This is a genomic window from Terriglobus roseus DSM 18391 (assembly GCF_000265425.1).
GTDB lineage: Bacteria > Acidobacteriota > Terriglobia > Terriglobales > Acidobacteriaceae > Terriglobus > Terriglobus roseus.
In genome coordinates this window covers 4,597,156-4,613,869 of the sequence record NC_018014.1, presented here as the reverse complement: position 1 = coordinate 4,613,869, position 16,714 = coordinate 4,597,156, and the positions used below count along the sequence as shown (strand labels likewise).

Here is a 16,714-nt window from a genome sequence, read left to right as displayed (position 1 = left end):
TTGAAGCCTTTACACGGTCCAGAACATAAAGAGATAGTTCGATCAAGCGCCGGTGAAGAATGCTGTCTGCGCACATCTGAAGAGCAATCTGAGTGAGTCATGCAGGATGACACTAGTAACGCGCCCCCAGGTAAGCCTATTGTTCTTGAATCCCCTGTCGTCAGAGATAAGACTGTCCGCGTAAAACTTGCCGCCTCCCTTAGAAGACACGCGGAACTTGTTGCACGGGGACAGGGCGTTTCGCTGAATTACCTTGTGACCAAAGCGATCGAAGAAAAGATCACGCGGTTCCGGCTTATGAAAGAAGCTCGTCACGGCAGCAGTGACGGCGTTCACTTAGTGGGTGACGCACGTAAGTCTGGCTAACAAGTGGTTTCACGAGATAAAAAATCGCGGCAGGGAGTTATGGCCGGGCTGGTATTGGGAATGAATGTGCAAAATTATGCATAGCACGCTTGGCCGTTTCGTAACCAACTAAGACGGAATTCAAGGCAGACGTAGCCGACTCGACCTACCGGTACACCCGCCTACAAGCCGAGCACATCCAAGTTTGTTGATGAATCGGCTTACAGCAACATTCGTTCTGGTTACCCTCACCTTATTTGTAAGTGGCTGCAGATCCGCCCAGCAGACTCAGGTCTCCATAGGCGGTCGTGCTTCCGATCGCGATGACCAGTACAACGACCGCTATCAGGCCGAATCGCGCCATCGTCACCATCACGGCAGGTCAGGCGAAGCGAAGGACGATAACTGGGAGAGCTACGACCGGGAAGACGCGACTGCAGAAGCTCCTGCCAGCGACCGGCGAACCGCGCCGCAGCCACGCTCAGACCGCCACCACAACAGCCACGCGCTCACTGCCGCGCCCGGGCAGTTCGACTTCTACCTACTCAACCTGTCCTGGTCGCCCGAGTTCTGCCACACCCATCCGGCAGCGGCGGAATGCGCACAGCACCGTGCCTTCACCTTGCACGGCCTGTGGCCGCAGAACCATGACGGCACCTATCCGGGAGACTGTAGCGAAGCGCCCGGCCCCAACGCTCCCTCGCAGTACGCAGACATCTACCCGGACGCGTCACTCCTGCAGCATGAGTGGCAGACGCACGGCACCTGCTCCGGCCTCCCCGCGGACCAGTTCCTCACGCTCGCACGCCGCGCCGAACGGTCCATCCAGATCCCCGCCGAACTGGGAGGCTTGACGGAGTCCACCGCTCTCGCGCCAGAGCAGATCATCTCGTTATTCCGGCAGAGTAATCCATCGCTCCCGGCCGGCAGCATCGCACTCACTTGCGGCAACAACTACCTCACTGCCGTCGAGGTCTGTATGGACAAGAATCTGAAGGCCCAAAGCTGCTCCGCTGTAAGGACCTGCGGCGCCACACAGATCCGCATTCCCGCACCGCAATAAGCTCTACTGCAAAGAAGAAGGGCACGGCCATTGGCCGTGCCCTTCAGCTTTATTGCGGTTTCAAAAGCTACTGGTCTGAGACCTCGTGCAGCTTCATAAAGTTGGTGCCGCCAATGCGGCTCGCCGTACCGCCGACGATTCCCAGGATCTCGCGAGCCTTCACAAAACCGCGTGTCCGCAGCGTCTCCTCGGCCATAGAAACCTGCAGATCACCGGCGCCAAAACGATCCACTGACAGGGAATGCACGCCCCACAGCATCATCGTTTTGCCGATTACTTCTTCGTCGTTCGACAGCGCAAAGATGCGAACGTTGGGCCGGTACATCGAAATCAGGCGTGCGGACGTGCCGGTCTCCGTAAAGATGGCAATTGCGCTCAGGTCCAGGTCTTCGGCTGAGTGCGCCATGCTTTCGCAGATCGTCTCTGCAACACTAAGCTTGGCGCCGCGTGCATGGTGCAGGGGACGAGGCCCGGTCGAGCGGTCCAGCGCCATCTGCGCCTCCGACTCCACGATGATCTTCGCCATCATGGCAACGGCCTGCACGGGATACTTACCCGCAGCAGACTCGGCAGACAGCATCACGGCGTCTGTGCCGTCATACACAGCGTTGGCAACGTCGCTGACTTCCGCGCGTGTGGGGCGCGGGTTGTCGATCATGCTCTCCAGCATCTGCGTCGCGGTAATTACCGGCTTGCGATAGGCCAGGGCACGACGGATGATGTGCTTCTGGATCGCCGGCACCTTCTCCGGTGGCACTTCCACGCCAAGATCGCCACGTGCAACCATTAGCGCGTCGGTCTCTTCCAGAATCTCTTCCAGGTTCTCAATCGCCTGCGGCTTCTCCAGCTTGGCGACGACCCACGCCGTGCAGTTCAACTGCTTCATGCGGCGGCGCGCATAACGAATGTCCTCTGCGGTACGAACAAACGACAGCGCCAGCGCATGCACGCCCTGCGTCGCAATGAAGACCAGGTCTTCTTCGTCCTTCTCGGTCAACGCGGGCACATTCACCGCAATGCCGGGCAGGTTGATGCCCTTCTTTTCGCCCAGCATGCCGCCGTTGATGATGTCGCACACCACGTCAGTGCCCTGGATCTCGGCCACGGTCAGTTCGATCAGGCCGTCTGAAAGCAGGATGGTGTCGCCAGGGCTAAGATTCTCCGCCAGCGTCGTGAAGACAGTGCTGACCTTTTCGGCCGTACCTTCCATCTCGTTCGGCGTAATGATGAGCTGCTTGCCCGCTTCCAGCAGTACGGGCTTGCCGCCAACCAGCCTGCCCGTGCGGATCTTGGGCCCCTGCAGGTCGGCAAGGATGCAGATGGGCTTGCCCTCTTCCTTGCTCACCTTGCGAACCATCGCGATCAGTTCGGCCTTCTGCTCATGCGATCCGTGCGAAAAGTTCAGCCGGGCAACATCCAGGCCGGCACGTACCAGGCTCCGAAAAACCTCTTCGCTTGAAGACGAAGGCCCCAGTGTGGCCACAATCTTTGCACTGCGCCCGTTGCCCAGAAATCCGCTGCTGTCGCTCATTGCTCTCCAAAACGTTCGCCGCTCCGGCGCTCGCTGCTGTTCATTCTAGACGGTCCGTTTGAAACGTTACGGCAGGTTGTAGTAGGACCTTACGCATTATCGAGAACCAAAGCGCATCCGGCAATCCAGCTGTGCGAAATTCGCGACCGTGAAAATTCCTGCAGGGGAGATGAGGCGGGCGCCCCACGTCTCACGTCGCAGACGTGGATTCCGATGCTTACCGCACAACCGGCGCCGGCGCAGGCCGTACCACCAGGTTGGCATCACGCGCCAGTTCCGCGTTCAATTCTGCGCCGCACAGCACCGTCAGCGCCGTCAGGAACAACCAGACCAGCAGCACAATACCGGTGCCCAGCGACCCGTACACACGCGAGTAATTGGCAAAGTGGGTCACATAAAAGCCAAACGCCAGCGTCGAGACAAACCACGTCGCCGTCGCAAACGCCGCGCCCGGCACCACATCTCGCCAGGTCGGCCGCACCGGGACCGCATAGCGGTAGATGAACGCCAGCACCGCAGCCGTCGCGCTCAACGACCCGATCCAGCGAACCGTGTTCGCCGTAAAGTACAGGCCGCTGTCCCAGCCGCTCGGCGAAAAACGCATCAGCCCCAGCAGCATCAGGTGCCCAAAGACGACCAGCACACTCGCCACGGTCAGCGGCACCAGCGCAATCGGCACCAGCAGAAACGACTGAACCTGCTTCCGCACAACGCCACGGATTCCCGGCCCCCAGCACTCTTCGGTCAGATTGTAAGCACGACGAAAGCCTTCCATCAGCGTCCCCAGCACACCGGCCGCACCCACCACACTCACGACGGCCGCGCCCAGCAAAACACCCGTACTCTTCGGAGAGCTATGCGCGTTGATCAGGTATTGCTCGAACAAAGGAGCGACGCTGGCAGGCAAAACACGGTTCAGAAAGATCGCAATCTGTGACCGCACCGGTCCGGAGTAGGGCAGCAGCGTCACCATCGCCGCGAAAAATCCAAGTGCGGGAAAGATCGCAAAAATCGCCGAATAAGCCGTGGCCTTCGCAGTCGTCAGGCAGTCATGCTGAAAGGCGTTCCAGTAAGCCAGGCGGATCTTATCGCTCAGCCGCAAACCCTCATGACCCCAGTCATGCCCCAGCGACCGAGCTGTCCGCGCATGCTGCATCAGCGCAGAACGAAGCTCGCGCGCCGGCTGGGTCGACCGCGCCGTTGTGCTGTCGACCTGCGATCCGTTCTGGACCGTACGCGACCGAGAACCCACCGGCGAAGCCTCCGCCGCCATGTCAGCCTGCGGCTTGCTTACGCCTTCCACTTGTTCAGGAACTCCGTAACGGACGACTCCTGCATGTAACGCATCGATTCAAACTCGCCGCCGGCCTGCGCGTACAGCGCCTTGCCATTCGCATCCAGCACCGCCAGCGCGGGCACACCCTTGTGCAGCGCCACGCCGTAACGGTCGCCAATCTCAAGGTTCTTGTCGATGTGGCCTACCGAAATGTGCACCACGACGAAGTTCTTGCTCAGCAACTCCGCGTTCGGCTCGCGGTGCATGTAGATATCCAGCACCTGGCAATCACCGCACCAGTCGCCGCCAAAGTCCAGGATCACGCGTTTGTGTTCCTTCTTCGCCTGCTTCAGACCATCGGCAATCTGCTTGTTCGGGTCGGCATCGTCGTCATACAGGTGCGCCTTCACAGCCGGGGGAGCAGTCACAACGGGCGGCTTCACCTTCGCAGGCGTGGCTGCGGCAGTCGTCGCGGGCGTCGCCTCAGGCGACTTCTCCTTGCATCCGGCAACGGACAGGGCAAGGGCTGCACCAGCAGCGGCAAGAAGGACCGAACGCTTCACGAGACGTACATCGAAGGAACGCATGACTATAAAGATGCGCGCGTCTCCGCACGAGGTGCAAGCGCATTGCGCGATCGTTCACCCCATCCTCTTCGCGGACAGGGATTGTCATTCGCAGCGCAGCAGTTTGCCTTCCCAAAGAGAGGAACCATACTCCGCACTCGCATCTGCGGCCAACACCTGTTCCGCTCAAAGCAACATGCTCACACGCCGCCGCTTCCTCGCCACCGCCACCGTCGCCCTCGCGCTGCCCCGCTTCACCTTCGCCGCACCCGGCCGTTACACAGCGCTGCCCACCGCGATCGCCGCGATGGAGAAGAAGAACGGAGGCCGCATCGGCGTCAGCCTGCTCGACACCGCCACCGGCGAGCGCGCAGCCTGGCGCGCAGACGAGCGCTTTCCCATGTGCAGCACCTTCAAATTCCTGCTGGCCGCCGCCGTTCTGCATCGCGTCGACACCCTCAAAGACGACCTGCGCCGCCAGGTCGATGTGCCGCCCAAACCTCTTCTTGGCAACTCCCCACTCACAGCCGAGCACGCCGGCACCTCCATGACACTCGGCGCCCTCTGCTCCGCCATCCTAATCAGGAGCGACAACACCGCAGCCAACGTCCTGCTGGAAACGATCGGCGGCCCCGGCAAAATCACCACCTACGCACAATCCCTCGGCGATACCGTCACCCGTCTCGACCGCACAGAGACCGCGCTGAATGAGTCCCTCGCAGGCGACCCGCGCGACACCACCTCGCCCGACGCCATGGTGCACAACCTGCAATCGCTCCTGCTCGGCGACGCCCTCAAGCCCGACTCACGCCAGCAACTGCTCGACTGGATGCAGTCCAGCACTACTGGCCTCACCCGCATCCGCGCAAAGCTGCCAAAGGGCTGGCGCGCCGCGGACAGGACCGGTTCCAACGGCGAGCACACCACAAACAACATTGCCGTTCTGTGGCCCAACGGCGGCCGCGCACCGCTCATCGTCGCCGCCTACATCACGCAGTGCCCCGGCTCCGAAGACAAACGCAACGCCATGCTCGCGGAGATCGGTCGGCTCGTAGCTGCTGCAAGCTAGACAAGACCCGCGCCACCCGCGCTCGCAGACAGCGTGCGCCGCTCTCCGGAAGCCGCAGCAAAGAACTTTCTAAAGAACCTTTCAAAACCTCATGCGCTAGGTTACAGTCCTGTGTATCAGCAAATAATTAAGCACCGGCGTGGTTCACCCACAGCCGCAGGAGACATGGTGAAGCGTACCGTTCTGCAACCCATCTACGCGGCCCTCGCCGTGTGCGCTGTTCTCGCCGTGCCTGCCATGGCCCGCCCTCAGGCACAGCATGATGCTGAGGAACTTCACATCCAGCAGAACGCCTTCGCAACGCCGCTGCCCTTTGATCGCGGTGCCGCGGGCCTGGCACAGTCGCTGCGCAAGCTTTCCACGCGCGCCACGCTCCTGCAGATCAACGCGCACCCTGACGATGAGGACGGCGCATCACTCGCCTACGTCAGCCGCGGTCTCGGCGCCACCGTCTCGCTGCTCAGCCTCAACCGTGGCGAAGGCGGCCAGAATGTCATGACACCCGAGTTCTGGGATGGTCTCGGCATCCTGCGCACGCAGGAACACCTCACCGCCAACCACTATTACGGCGTCAACCTCTACTACACGCGCGTCGCCGACTTCGGCTTCTCCAAAACTCGCGAAGAGACGCTGCGCCAGTGGGGACACGAACGTGTCCTCGGCGATGCCGTCCGCGTCGTCCGCGAGACCCGCCCCATGGTCATCACCAGCGTCTTCTCCGGCAACTCCTCGGACGGTCACGGCCATCACCAGACCGCCGGCGTCACCGCGCAGGAGGTCTACAACGCCGCCGGCGATCCGAAGATGTTCCCCGAACAGATCAAGGAAGGCCTGCAGCCGTGGTCGCCGCTTAAGGTCTACGCACGCTCGCCCTTCGCCCGTGCCACCGGCAAGACTGTCTACGACTACGCCACCGGCAAAACTGAGCCGCTGCTCTACCGCAACTACATCACCGGCGAGACGATGGACTTCGTCCCGCCCGCTACCGTCACCGTTCCCGGCGGCACCTACAACGCACTCTTCGGGGAAAGCTACGCGCAGATCTCGCGCGAAGGCCTGAACCAGCAGAAGTCCCAGAACGGCGGCGTCGCCACACCGCCGCCCGGCCGTGCTGACGCCAGCTACCATCTCTATGCCTCGCGCGTTGGCGGATCCAGACTCCCTCAGCAGGAAGACAACTTCTTCGCGGGCATCGACACCTCACTCCCGGCCATCGCGTCCGTTCTGCCCACCGCCGCACAGGGCTCCGCCCGCACGCAGTTGGTTGCCATTGACGCACAGGTAAGGGAAGCGAACGCCCGCTTCGACGCCAACGACCCTTCAAAATCCGCACTCGCGCTGGCCAAGGGGCTTGATCTCACACGCGCCCTCATCGCCGATCTTCGCAAGGCAAAGCTGCCGGAAGAGGCCCGCTACAACGCCATCTTCGAGCTTGAGACCAAGGAGCGTCAGTTCAACCAGGCGCTCGCACAGTCGCTCGGCATGAGCATGGTTGCCACCGTCCAGGCAGGCCCCAGCGGCCCGCAGCAGATCGGCCCCGGTGGCCCGCCGCAGCCAGTCATCTCGCAGACCGTCGTCGCCGGTGAGAACTTTGGCGTGAACATTCACGTCGCCGACCAGGGCCTCACGCCCGTCGCCGTCGACGCCATCACGCTGGTCCCGTCCTTCGGTGGCGACTGGAAGGTCCGCACACCGCCCCCGCCCCTAGCACCGGCACCGCCGCCACCCGCAGCATCCGCAACCACCACCGGCGGTGAAGCTCCGCCCGTAGCCTCCACGGCGGAGGGCCGCGGCAGCCGCCTCGCCGCCGCGCCAACACCGCCGCCCATCGGCCCGCTCGCCGCCGGCGTCGCAACCGACGCCTTCCTGCTCGCAACCGTGCCGGCAGACGCCGCGCCCACCGCACCGTACTTTTCGCGGCCCAGCCTTGAACAGAGCTTCTACGACATCAAGGACCCGCGCTTCCTCACGCTGCCCACCGAGCCCTATCCGCTCTCCGCACAGGTCAACTACACCTTCGCCGGCACGCACGCCACACTGACAGGCGTCGTGCAGACGCCGCATCGATACAACGGCCTCGGCGTTCTGCAGGAACCCCTGCTCGTAGCACCCGCCATCTCCGTCAGCGTCTCGCCCGCCAGCGGTATCCTTCCGCTCACCAACACCGCACTGCCGCTGCAGATCACCATTCACAGCAGCGTCAAGGGCCCCGCCAGCGGCACGCTGAAGCTCGAACTGCCCAAGGGCTGGACCTCCGAACCCGCCAGCGCCACCTTCAAGACCATGCGCGATAACGAAGACGTCGTCCTCCGCTTCCGCGTCACCACGCCCGGCCTCGCCACGCAGACCTACCCCATCACCGCCGTCGCCGAGTACAACGGCAAGCAGTACACCCAGGGCTTCACCACCATCGGCTACCCCGGCATTCGTCCCTACCCGCGCTACGCGCCCTCCACCAGCCGCATCACTGGCGTCGATGTGAAGGTGGCGCAGGCATTGAAGGTGGGCTATGTCATGGGCTCCGGCGACGAAGTACCCGACAGCCTGCATGAGATCGGTGTCGACCCCGTCATGCTCAGCGACACCGACCTGCAGCGCGGCGACCTGAACAGCTACGACGCCATCATCCTCGGCGTCCGCACCTACACCGCACGCCCCGCCATCCGCGCCGCGAACAGTCGCCTGCTCGATTACGTCAAAGCCGGCGGTGTCGTCATCAGTCAGTACCAGGACGCCACCTACGACCACGACTACGCGCCCTTCCCAATCTCTGTCCCCGGCGACCAGGGCCACACCGTCGTCGAAGAAGACGCGAAGGTCACCCTCCTGCACGCGGACGACCCAGTCATGACCTGGCCTAACAAGATCGTCCCGGCCGACTTCGACAACTGGGTTGAGGAGCGAGGCCACGGTTTCCCCAAGTCCTTCGGGCCGGAGTGGACCGCACTGACCGAAGTCCACGACACCGGTCAGGACCCGCAAAAGGGCGGTCTGCTCTACGCCCAGTACGGCAAGGGGTACTACGCCTACCTGGCCTACGCCTTCTTCCGCGAAATGCCCGAAGGCGTCCCCGGCAGCTTCCGCATCATGGCCAACCTCCTCAGCCTCGGCAAGAACCCGAAGCCCTCCTGCTGGACACCAGCCTGCGCCAACACTCGTCAGTAAGCAGCAGCCCACAGCCTTCCTTTGGTCAATGAAATCGCGTGCCCCACATCTCGCCTCTGAGATGTGGGGTTTTTCTTTCACCGCACGCTTCGAACGGAGTCTCGAAACCCACGTCTCAAAAGCGAGACATGGGGCACCCCGTTCCGCGTCGGGTCCCGAAGCGTAAAATCAGCGTTGAGCATATTTTGGAAACAGCCACAAACTCGAGTTCCACTTCGCCTGAGATCCTGCCGGCCGCTGAAACCATCCCTCCGCCAGAGCAGATCTACTCCTGCCCCAGCTGCCAGCACTACATCAACGATGGCGTGCTCGCATGCCCGGACTGCGGCACACTCGTCTACGCTGCGCACCTGAATCGCATCGGCGCCGCCGCCGCGCAGGCCGAGTCGGAAGGCAAATTCGCCGAAGCGCACCAGATCTGGAACAGCGCGCTCGCATGGTTGCCGCCAGACGCCGCGCAGGCCGAACAGATCCGCACGCACATGGCGACGCTCATCGGTCGCCAATCCGCCGTGCAGGACCGACAGGCCAAGTGGAAGAAGCGCCTCGGCCCGCTCTTTCCCATCGTCGTCGCCGCCGCCAAGTTCAAAAGCGTCCTCTTCGTCCTCTTCAAGATGAAGTTCCTGCTCGGCTTCCTGGGCTACTTCGGTCTGTACTGGGCACTCTTCGGCTGGAAGTTCGCGCTTGGCTTCACCATCTCGATCCTGATTCATGAACTGGGCCACTACGTCGCCATCCGCCGCCGCGGCCTCAAGGCCGATCTGCCCATGTTCCTGCCGGGACTCGGTGCCTACGTCCGCTGGTTCCACCAGGGCATGCGGCTTGACCAGCTTGCCGCCATCGCGCTCGCCGGCCCGCTCTGGGGCCTCGGCGCAGCCCTCGCCTGCCTCGGCCTCTTCTTCGCGACGCACAACCCGCTCTTTCAGGCGCTCGCCTACACCGGTGCATGGATCAACCTTCTGAACCTGATCCCCGTCCTCGGCCTCGACGGCGCGCAGGCCACCTACGCCCTGAACAAACTCGGACGCGGCCTCATCCTGGCCTCATGCCTGGTGCTCTTCGCACTCATGCGCGAAGGCGTCTTCCTCTTCCTCGCCGCAGGCATGGGCTGGCGCATGTTCACCAACGATGCCCCCGAAGAGAACAGCGTCGGCACCCTCGCAGGCTACCTGGCACTCCTCATCGCGCTCGGAGCCTTCCTTTACTTCGTGCCGGACCCAGGCCACATGGCCCGCTAGCCGTTCTTTTACTGCCCCAAACATTTGTCATCCTGAGCGCAGCGAAATGCAGTCGAAGGCCCTGCATTCCGCAGGTCGCGACACCAATGTCCAAGGCAGTGCGCAACACGCACCGCCATCAGCCAGCCTCAGATACATCCGTTAAGAAGGGCACAGCTTCAGCTGTGCCAACAACCCCCAAAAACGAAACGGCTTCAGCCGCTGAGGTTTAGCTTCCCCCCTTGGGAGCCACATCCTTCACCTCGCCGCAAGCGAAACACATACCTTCCGCCCAGCCACAACGAAGATGTGGCCACCTGCTCCACAGGCACCCATAAAAGCCGCTTCACGCATCGGAATTGAAAGACGCGCCAATCTGCGCGGAATGGGCCCCGCTTAACTCTTCATTAAGCTCAGGGCACCACACTCAAAGAAGCGGCTTTTGGTCCGCCGATACAGGAGCAGATCTTTGGCGGATTTCCCATCTCTCTCGCGCCGCTCATTTCTGCGGCAAAGCTTCGCGTTCTCGGCGGTCGCCGCCCTCCGCCCCGGCACACTGCTCGCCCAGGGCGGCTTCGTTGCACCCAACCCCGCCTCGCAGCACATGTTCATGATCGGCGACTGGGGCACGGACAAGTACATCGACCAGCAGCGTGCCGTCGCCTCCTCCATGGCCCGCTGGGGCCAGAACAATCGCAGCGCACCCGGCGCCATGTTCCTCCTCGGTGATAACTGGTACGGCCACATGCACGACGGCGTCAACGACGCCCGCTGGAAGACCCAGTTCGAAGACATGTACCCGGCTAACCTGTTTCCCGGGCCCGCCTACGCCGTGCTCGGCAATCACGACTACGAAAAGCGCACCTTCGACAAGGCGCAGATTCAGATCGACTACCCCCGTCAGAAGAAGACGCGATGGACCATGCCCGACCGGCATTACACCTTCAAGTACCCCGAGAAGGATCCCATCGTCACCTTCATCTGCCTCGACAGCAACCTGCCCGGCACAAAGGAATTCGACTTCACGCTCAGCAGCTACGTCATGAGCCACCGCGACGCCGACGCGCAGGATCAGTGGTTCGCCGCCGAACTCGCCAAGCCACGCACCACGCCCTTCGTCGCCGTCATCGCGCACCATCCGCTCTTCACCAACGGCATCCACCGCGACAACCGTACGCTCATCCAGCGATGGGACGGTCTGCTGCGCCAGCACAAGGTCGACCTGTACATCACCGGCCACGACCACGACCTGCAGCACATCGAATTCGATGGCCACCCGACCTCGTTCGTCATCAGCGGCGGCGGCGGTGCAGAGCTTGTGAACTGGTCCATCCCGCCCGAAAAGCGCGGCCCCTTCGGCGACCGTGTCATCGGCTTCACCCATCTTGAAATGGCAAAGGACGCCCTCGTCGTCCGGCACGTAGGCGCGCAGGCAAACCAGCTCCACGCCTTCCGCAAGACGCCCGACGGCAAGATGGCCATTCTGTAGCAGAGCCTCTGCCAGCGAGACCTATCGGCCTTCGCGCAGCCGCTTCGCCAGCCGCTCTGGCAGACCCGCCAGCAGAATCCGCCCCTGCGCCAGCTCAATGTCGTACGACACGCGGTGGAAGGTCACCGTAGAGGCCACGCTGTCATACAGCGCATACGCCGCGCGCGGATCCACATCACGAGGCTGCCCGACAGAGCCCGGGTTCAGCAGATAGTGCCGCCCAGCCTGGATCGATAACGCCCACGCACTCGGCGAACCATTGCGCGAGTGCTTCGGCGTCACCGCAAACCAGCGGCCGTCCTCCCATCCAAATCCGCCCTGCACATGCGTATGCCCAAAGAACGTGCATTGCTGCTGCATGCTCTGCAGCGGCAGCCACGCATCGCGAATGTTCTGGATGTAAATGTCTTCGTCGATCGGCGACCCATGCGCCAGCGCAACATCCGTCATAGGCGGCACCAGCGGTCCCGCAGGCTGTTCCCGCAGCCACGCCGCCGTGTCCGGCCGCAGATGCTCGCGCGTCCACATCGCCGCCTCACGCGCCGTAGTGTTGAAAGTCTCCGCCGTATCCACGCCCGAGCACACCTTGTCATGATTGCCACGCACGCTGGCCGACGCGATCTCCCGCACCACGTCCGTCACCTCATTCGGGCTGGCGCCATACCCCACCACATCCCCCAGGTTCCATACAGTGTCATAGCCGCCGGCCGCAGCAGCCAGAACGGCTTGCAGTGCTTCCAGGTTGCCGTGAATGTCGGAAAGGATCAGTGCGCGCATTTTGAGGACGGTCGTCAGCGCCTTCGCGCGAACCTACTCATGCTAACCGAACAGTCCACTGGGTAGCAGGGAGCAGGGAGCAGGGAGCAGGGAGCAGGGAGCAGAGAGCAGGGAGCAGAGAGCAGGGAGCAAGGAGCAGGAAGCAAGGAGCAGGGAAGAGGAAAGAGGTGGGTGCCCCACGTCTCGCTTCTGTGACGTGGGATCGGAGGCCCGCAAAGTGCCGAGGTCCCGGAAATCTGATCCCTGTTCCCTACCCTAAAGCGTCGCCAAAGGCCGCGACCGGTCCGTCGTCATCGTCGGCACCGCCGCCAGCAGCGCCCGCGTATACGCATCCTGCGGGTGATGAAAGATCGCATCCACCGTGTTGCTCTCCAGGATGTGTCCGCGCCGCATGACCGCCACGCGATCTGCCGTCTGTGCCGTCACCGCCAGATCGTGCGAGATGAACAGCATGCTCAACCCATGCCGCTCCCGCAGATCGCGCAGCAACCGCAGGATCTGCGCCTGCACCGTCACATCCAGCGCCGTCGTCGGCTCGTCTGCGATCAGCAGCCGCGGCTTGTTCACCACGGCCATCGCAATCATGATGCGCTGCCGCTGCCCGCCGCTGAACTGGTGCGGATAGTCGCTGTAGCGGCGCGCAGGCTCCGGCATCGCCACATCGTTCAATGCTTCGATCACGCGCTCGCGAACCTCACCGCGCGGAATCTCCGGATGATGCACACGCACTGCCTCGCCAATCTGGTCGCCAATGCGCATCGACGGATTCAGCGCTGTCATCGGCTCCTGAAAGATCATGGCAATCTCACGCCCACGCCGCGCCCGCATCTCGTTCTCTGAGAGCTGCAGAAGATCGTGCCCCGCAAACCGGATCGCACCCGACACGACAGATCCCGGCGCCAGCAGCCGCAGGATCGCAAGAGAAGTCACCGACTTGCCCGACCCCGACTCGCCCACCAGGCCAAGCACCTCCCCCTCACCGATCGTGAACGAAATACCGTCCACAACAGCGGGGCCATCGCCGCGAAATCGGATGGAAAGGTTCTCAACGGAGAGCAAAGGCGTCATGCGTTCAGTTTAGTGCGCAGCGGACATTCCAGGCCTGATCAAGCTCTCGCGAAGGCAAGCGTCTTCGGCTGCTCCGCTACGGTCAGATGCAGACGCATCCACGCCTCCAGCCCTGCGCGGATCTGATCCTCTGTCGCGTCTTCCTGCAGTCCGATCGTCGCCTCGAACCGTCCGCCCAACTCAGCCGATCGAAGCCGCAGGTCGACGGTCCGTACACCTGGCCGCTCGCGCAGCCTCTCTGCAATCCGTTCCGGATAGACATTCACGCCGCCCACCTGCACCGCGCCATCCAGCCGTCCTGCGACTTCAAATGTTCCATCCGGTGACCACGCGACACGATCCATCAGGTCCACGCGAACTCCCGACGAATGAATCAATGTCTGCGGCACAGCGTCCGTGTCTCGCGGCGACCACTGCGGCATCAGGCGGTATCCGGCGTTCGGCCAGCACCTGACACCAATGCCGGCCGTCTCGGACGAGCCATACACCTCGGTGATCCCAGCAAGCCCCTGCTTCACCAACGATCGCAGCACCTCACGATCGCACGGGCCGCCGGACACCACACCCTGCACACCTGTAGGCCAGCACGTCACCGATCGCTCAAGCCAACGCCAGATCTCCGGCACCGCCACGATCAGATCGCCCTCACGCACGGCACCCGACGCAGAACCATTCCCTTTCGGCAGGCCCGTAGTCACGCCGAGACTCAGGCGGTCTGGCAGCATCGCGCAGAACAGAAATCCATACAGATGATGAGCCGGCGAACATCCCACGATGCGTCGCGCGCTGGCAAAGTAATTGGAGAGAAAGTCCATCTCCTCGCTCAAAAACGCGTAGCTGTGTGTGCAACGCTTCGCTGCTCCCGTCGTGCCCGATGTGCAGAACGTAAGGTCGCTCACACCGCGCGACCAGGCTTCTTCGATGGCATCCATCCAGCCGCCAAACGTCGCCGCCTGCAGCAACTCCAATTCCAGGCCCGCTTCATGCAGATGGAACATCTCGTTCACCGCTGCGGAGATCCAAAGCATCTCGAGCGAATCACAGCCCAGCGAGGTCTCTCCCTCGCCAAGTGCAAAGGTCTCAGGCCACGACTCCAGACCGTGATCCTCGCCCTTCTTCTGTGCTCTTCCTCTCGATGTCTTCAGTGCTGCCACCAGCAGGCTTTGCAGCACTCTCGCCAAAGCCGGTCGCGAGAGCAGCGCACCGCATTCACTCACCCGGCACCTCGCCCGCTACCGCCAGAACCACCATGTTTCTGCCCATCTGTTTCGCGTTGTATAGGGCCCTGTCTGCGGATTCCATCAACGGCGCGGGCGACGAGGTATCCGGTACCGCCTCGGCACAGCCAAAGCTCCCGGTCACCGTAATCATCTCGTTGCCGTAACTCACCGTCATGTTTTCGAGCGCACTTCGAAGCCGCTCAGCAAGCAGTCGCGCTCCACGCAGATCCGTGCCGGGCAAAAGCACCATAAACTCTTCGCCGCCGACCCGCGCAAACGTGTCTGCCGGGCGCAACAACACCATGCAACGTCGGGACACTTCACGCAACACCTTGTCTCCGGCTGCATGGCCGTACGTGTCATTGACTGACTTGAAATGGTCGATGTCCAACGCGACGACAGACAGCGAGTGCCCATACCGCACGAATCGCGAACACTCCCGACCGGCGATCTCGAAAAAATGAGCGCGATTCGACGCGCCCGTCAGATGGTCGCGCGTCAGCATCTGCTTCAGCTCCAACGCATCGTGCTTCTGTCGAACCACCTCGCGCAGGATCACGGTATAGCCGGTCACGGTGCGATCTTCTTCACCCTCTTCGCTGCGCACAGCGATCAGGCGCTGGCACCAGTCCGCCGGCAGATCTTTCCTCTTCTGCCAGCCCTCGATCAGGTACCAGCCATCGCGGCATGCCAGGCTGATCTGCTCCGTCACCGTCACCGCACTCGTCGCAGGAGTAGGGGAGTCGAATACATCCAGCGTCTTCCCCAGAAGATCTTCATTGGAGAAGCCTGTCTGCCGCAGCGCCGACGCGCTCACGCCATCGATCAGCCCTTGCGCATCCAGCGACAGCACTGCAAAATCGCTCACGCCATCCAGCAGTGAGGAGAACCATACCTCTGCCTCGCCCAGCCGGCGCTCCTGCGCAACCACCTTCGACACATCCGAAAGCGTAGCCATGAAGCGGTCCGCGGCAAGCCGAACCAGCGTGCAGGAGAGCACATGCGCCAGGTACCCACTCTGCTTTGTCCCGGGGCTGATGAAGATGCGCAGGTTGCTGCATACCTCGCCATGTAGAGCTGTGAACTCCTCCACTAGGTTGCGCAGCTCCGGCGCGTACGGCTCCATGATGTCGAAGAAGTTCATGCCCTGCGGCGGCCGCATGAGCGGCACCATCAACTGCATCGCCAGCGGATTGATCATGCCAATCGCGCCGTCCGCTTCTATCTCAACCAGTCCCACCGGGCAGGCATATAGAAACTGCAGCAGTAATTCGTTCTCGGTTGCCGTCTCAGCACTCATACGTCTTCTTCATCACGCTTTCAGTATCCTCTGCATGCAGTCCCGCATGTGTTTATAGCAACGATGCGGCCCCACTGCACAGCGGACGGCTTCTCTCAGCGTTGGATGAGTAAGTACGATCTCGGGTATTCGGCTTTTTTCAACAACCGCAGGCGTATCGGCGTGGGCCGCATGCGAAAGGTCAACACATAATCGACCACCGTGTCCAGTTCGGCCTCATCGTCCAAACGCTGGGCCACCATGAAATTATTCATGCACTGCGCCGTGCTCAGGAAAAAATGAGTGCCAAGGACCGACTCAGGCGGAATACCCGCCAGCTTCGATTCGGTGTGGCTATAGACCTCAGTCACACCCTCGCGCGACAGGCCCACCACGCCAAACGGAAGCGCATCAATCGCTTCGTTTGACAGGCTCATTAACTCTCCAAGACTGATCTTGCTGAATTCGAGCACTTCTACACTTGTTGCCAACACGCAATTCCTCCACGACGCTCTGCCGCAAATAACGCCGCAGGTAAGACCATCAGGCACCCGCCACAAATCACCACAATCGATCACGACACTCGTCGTTAGCACATGCAGGGATGCCCTAAGAGCAACCTATGCCCCTCGAAGAAGGAGGTACATAC

Annotated in this window: 13 protein-coding genes; 5 read left to right on the top strand and 8 right to left on the bottom strand. The window is 62.2% G+C overall.

The genetic code is table 11. The features are described 5' to 3' along the window. Window positions 1–556: 556 nt before the first annotated feature. A complete protein-coding gene (locus TERRO_RS22410; RefSeq protein ID WP_014787348.1) occupies window positions 557–1,408 on the top strand; it encodes a ribonuclease T2 family protein in 852 nt (283 codons plus the stop codon). 67 nt (window positions 1,409–1,475) lie between these two features. On the opposite strand, the gene pyk is transcribed toward TERRO_RS22410, so the two are convergent. The 3 genes from pyk to TERRO_RS19070 form a co-directional block, all read right to left on the bottom strand. Continuing rightward, window positions 1,476–2,939 (bottom strand): pyruvate kinase, encoded by a 1,464-nt coding sequence (gene pyk / locus TERRO_RS19080; RefSeq protein ID WP_014787347.1) that lies wholly within the window; start codon window positions 2,937–2,939, stop codon window positions 1,476–1,478. Between the two features lie 217 nt (window positions 2,940–3,156). After that, window positions 3,157–4,242 carry a YihY/virulence factor BrkB family protein gene (locus tag TERRO_RS19075; protein ID WP_245536150.1) on the bottom strand — a complete coding sequence of 362 codons (1,086 nt, stop codon included), beginning with the start codon at window positions 4,240–4,242 and terminating at the stop codon, window positions 3,157–3,159. After that, entirely contained in the window at window positions 4,230–4,778 is a 549-nt protein-coding gene (locus TERRO_RS19070; protein ID WP_245536149.1) for a thioredoxin family protein, read from the bottom strand. Before TERRO_RS19070 ends, TERRO_RS19075 begins: the two co-directional genes overlap by 13 nt. Window positions 4,779–4,977: 199 nt before the next feature. Between TERRO_RS19070 and bla the strand changes: the two genes are divergently transcribed. From bla to TERRO_RS19050, 4 genes are all read left to right on the top strand, one after another. After that, window positions 4,978–5,850 (top strand): class A beta-lactamase, encoded by an 873-nt coding sequence (gene bla, locus TERRO_RS19065; protein ID WP_014787344.1) that lies wholly within the window; start codon window positions 4,978–4,980, stop codon window positions 5,848–5,850. A 165-nt stretch (window positions 5,851–6,015) separates the two neighbouring features. After that, on the top strand, window positions 6,016–9,015 hold the full coding sequence (locus TERRO_RS19060) for a PIG-L family deacetylase (protein WP_157178448.1): 3,000 nt from the start codon (window positions 6,016–6,018) through the stop codon (window positions 9,013–9,015). 185 nt (window positions 9,016–9,200) lie between these two features. Continuing rightward, window positions 9,201–10,253: a site-2 protease family protein gene (locus tag TERRO_RS19055; protein ID WP_245536148.1), complete on the top strand. Its 1,053-nt coding sequence runs from the start codon at window positions 9,201–9,203 to the stop codon at window positions 10,251–10,253. Window positions 10,254–10,701: 448 nt separating this feature from the next. Further along, the gene (locus tag TERRO_RS19050; RefSeq protein WP_014787341.1) at window positions 10,702–11,721 is read left to right on the top strand and encodes a metallophosphoesterase; all 1,020 of its coding nucleotides are present in this window, start codon (window positions 10,702–10,704) and stop codon (window positions 11,719–11,721) included. Window positions 11,722–11,742: 21 nt separating this feature from the next. Here TERRO_RS19050 and TERRO_RS19045 read toward each other — a convergent pair whose 3' ends face one another. The 5 genes from TERRO_RS19045 to TERRO_RS19025 form a co-directional block, all read right to left on the bottom strand. Beyond that, window positions 11,743–12,498, bottom strand: a complete 756-nt coding sequence (locus TERRO_RS19045; protein WP_014787340.1) for a metallophosphoesterase family protein — start codon at window positions 12,496–12,498, stop codon at window positions 11,743–11,745. 255 nt (window positions 12,499–12,753) lie between these two features. Then, window positions 12,754–13,566, bottom strand: a complete 813-nt coding sequence (locus TERRO_RS19040) for an ATP-binding cassette domain-containing protein (protein WP_014787339.1) — start codon at window positions 13,564–13,566, stop codon at window positions 12,754–12,756. A 38-nt stretch (window positions 13,567–13,604) separates the two neighbouring features. Beyond that, complete coding sequence (locus TERRO_RS22405) at window positions 13,605–14,783, bottom strand: AMP-binding protein (protein ID WP_014787338.1); 1,179 nt, start codon at window positions 14,781–14,783, stop codon at window positions 13,605–13,607. Next, window positions 14,776–16,086 (bottom strand): sensor domain-containing diguanylate cyclase, encoded by a 1,311-nt coding sequence (locus tag TERRO_RS19030; RefSeq protein WP_014787337.1) that lies wholly within the window; start codon window positions 16,084–16,086, stop codon window positions 14,776–14,778. Before TERRO_RS19030 ends, TERRO_RS22405 begins: the two co-directional genes overlap by 8 nt. A gap of 95 nt (window positions 16,087–16,181) precedes the next feature. Next, window positions 16,182–16,559 (bottom strand): phosphonate transporter, encoded by a 378-nt coding sequence (locus TERRO_RS19025; protein ID WP_217164405.1) that lies wholly within the window; start codon window positions 16,557–16,559, stop codon window positions 16,182–16,184. Window positions 16,560–16,714 lie beyond the last annotated feature (155 nt).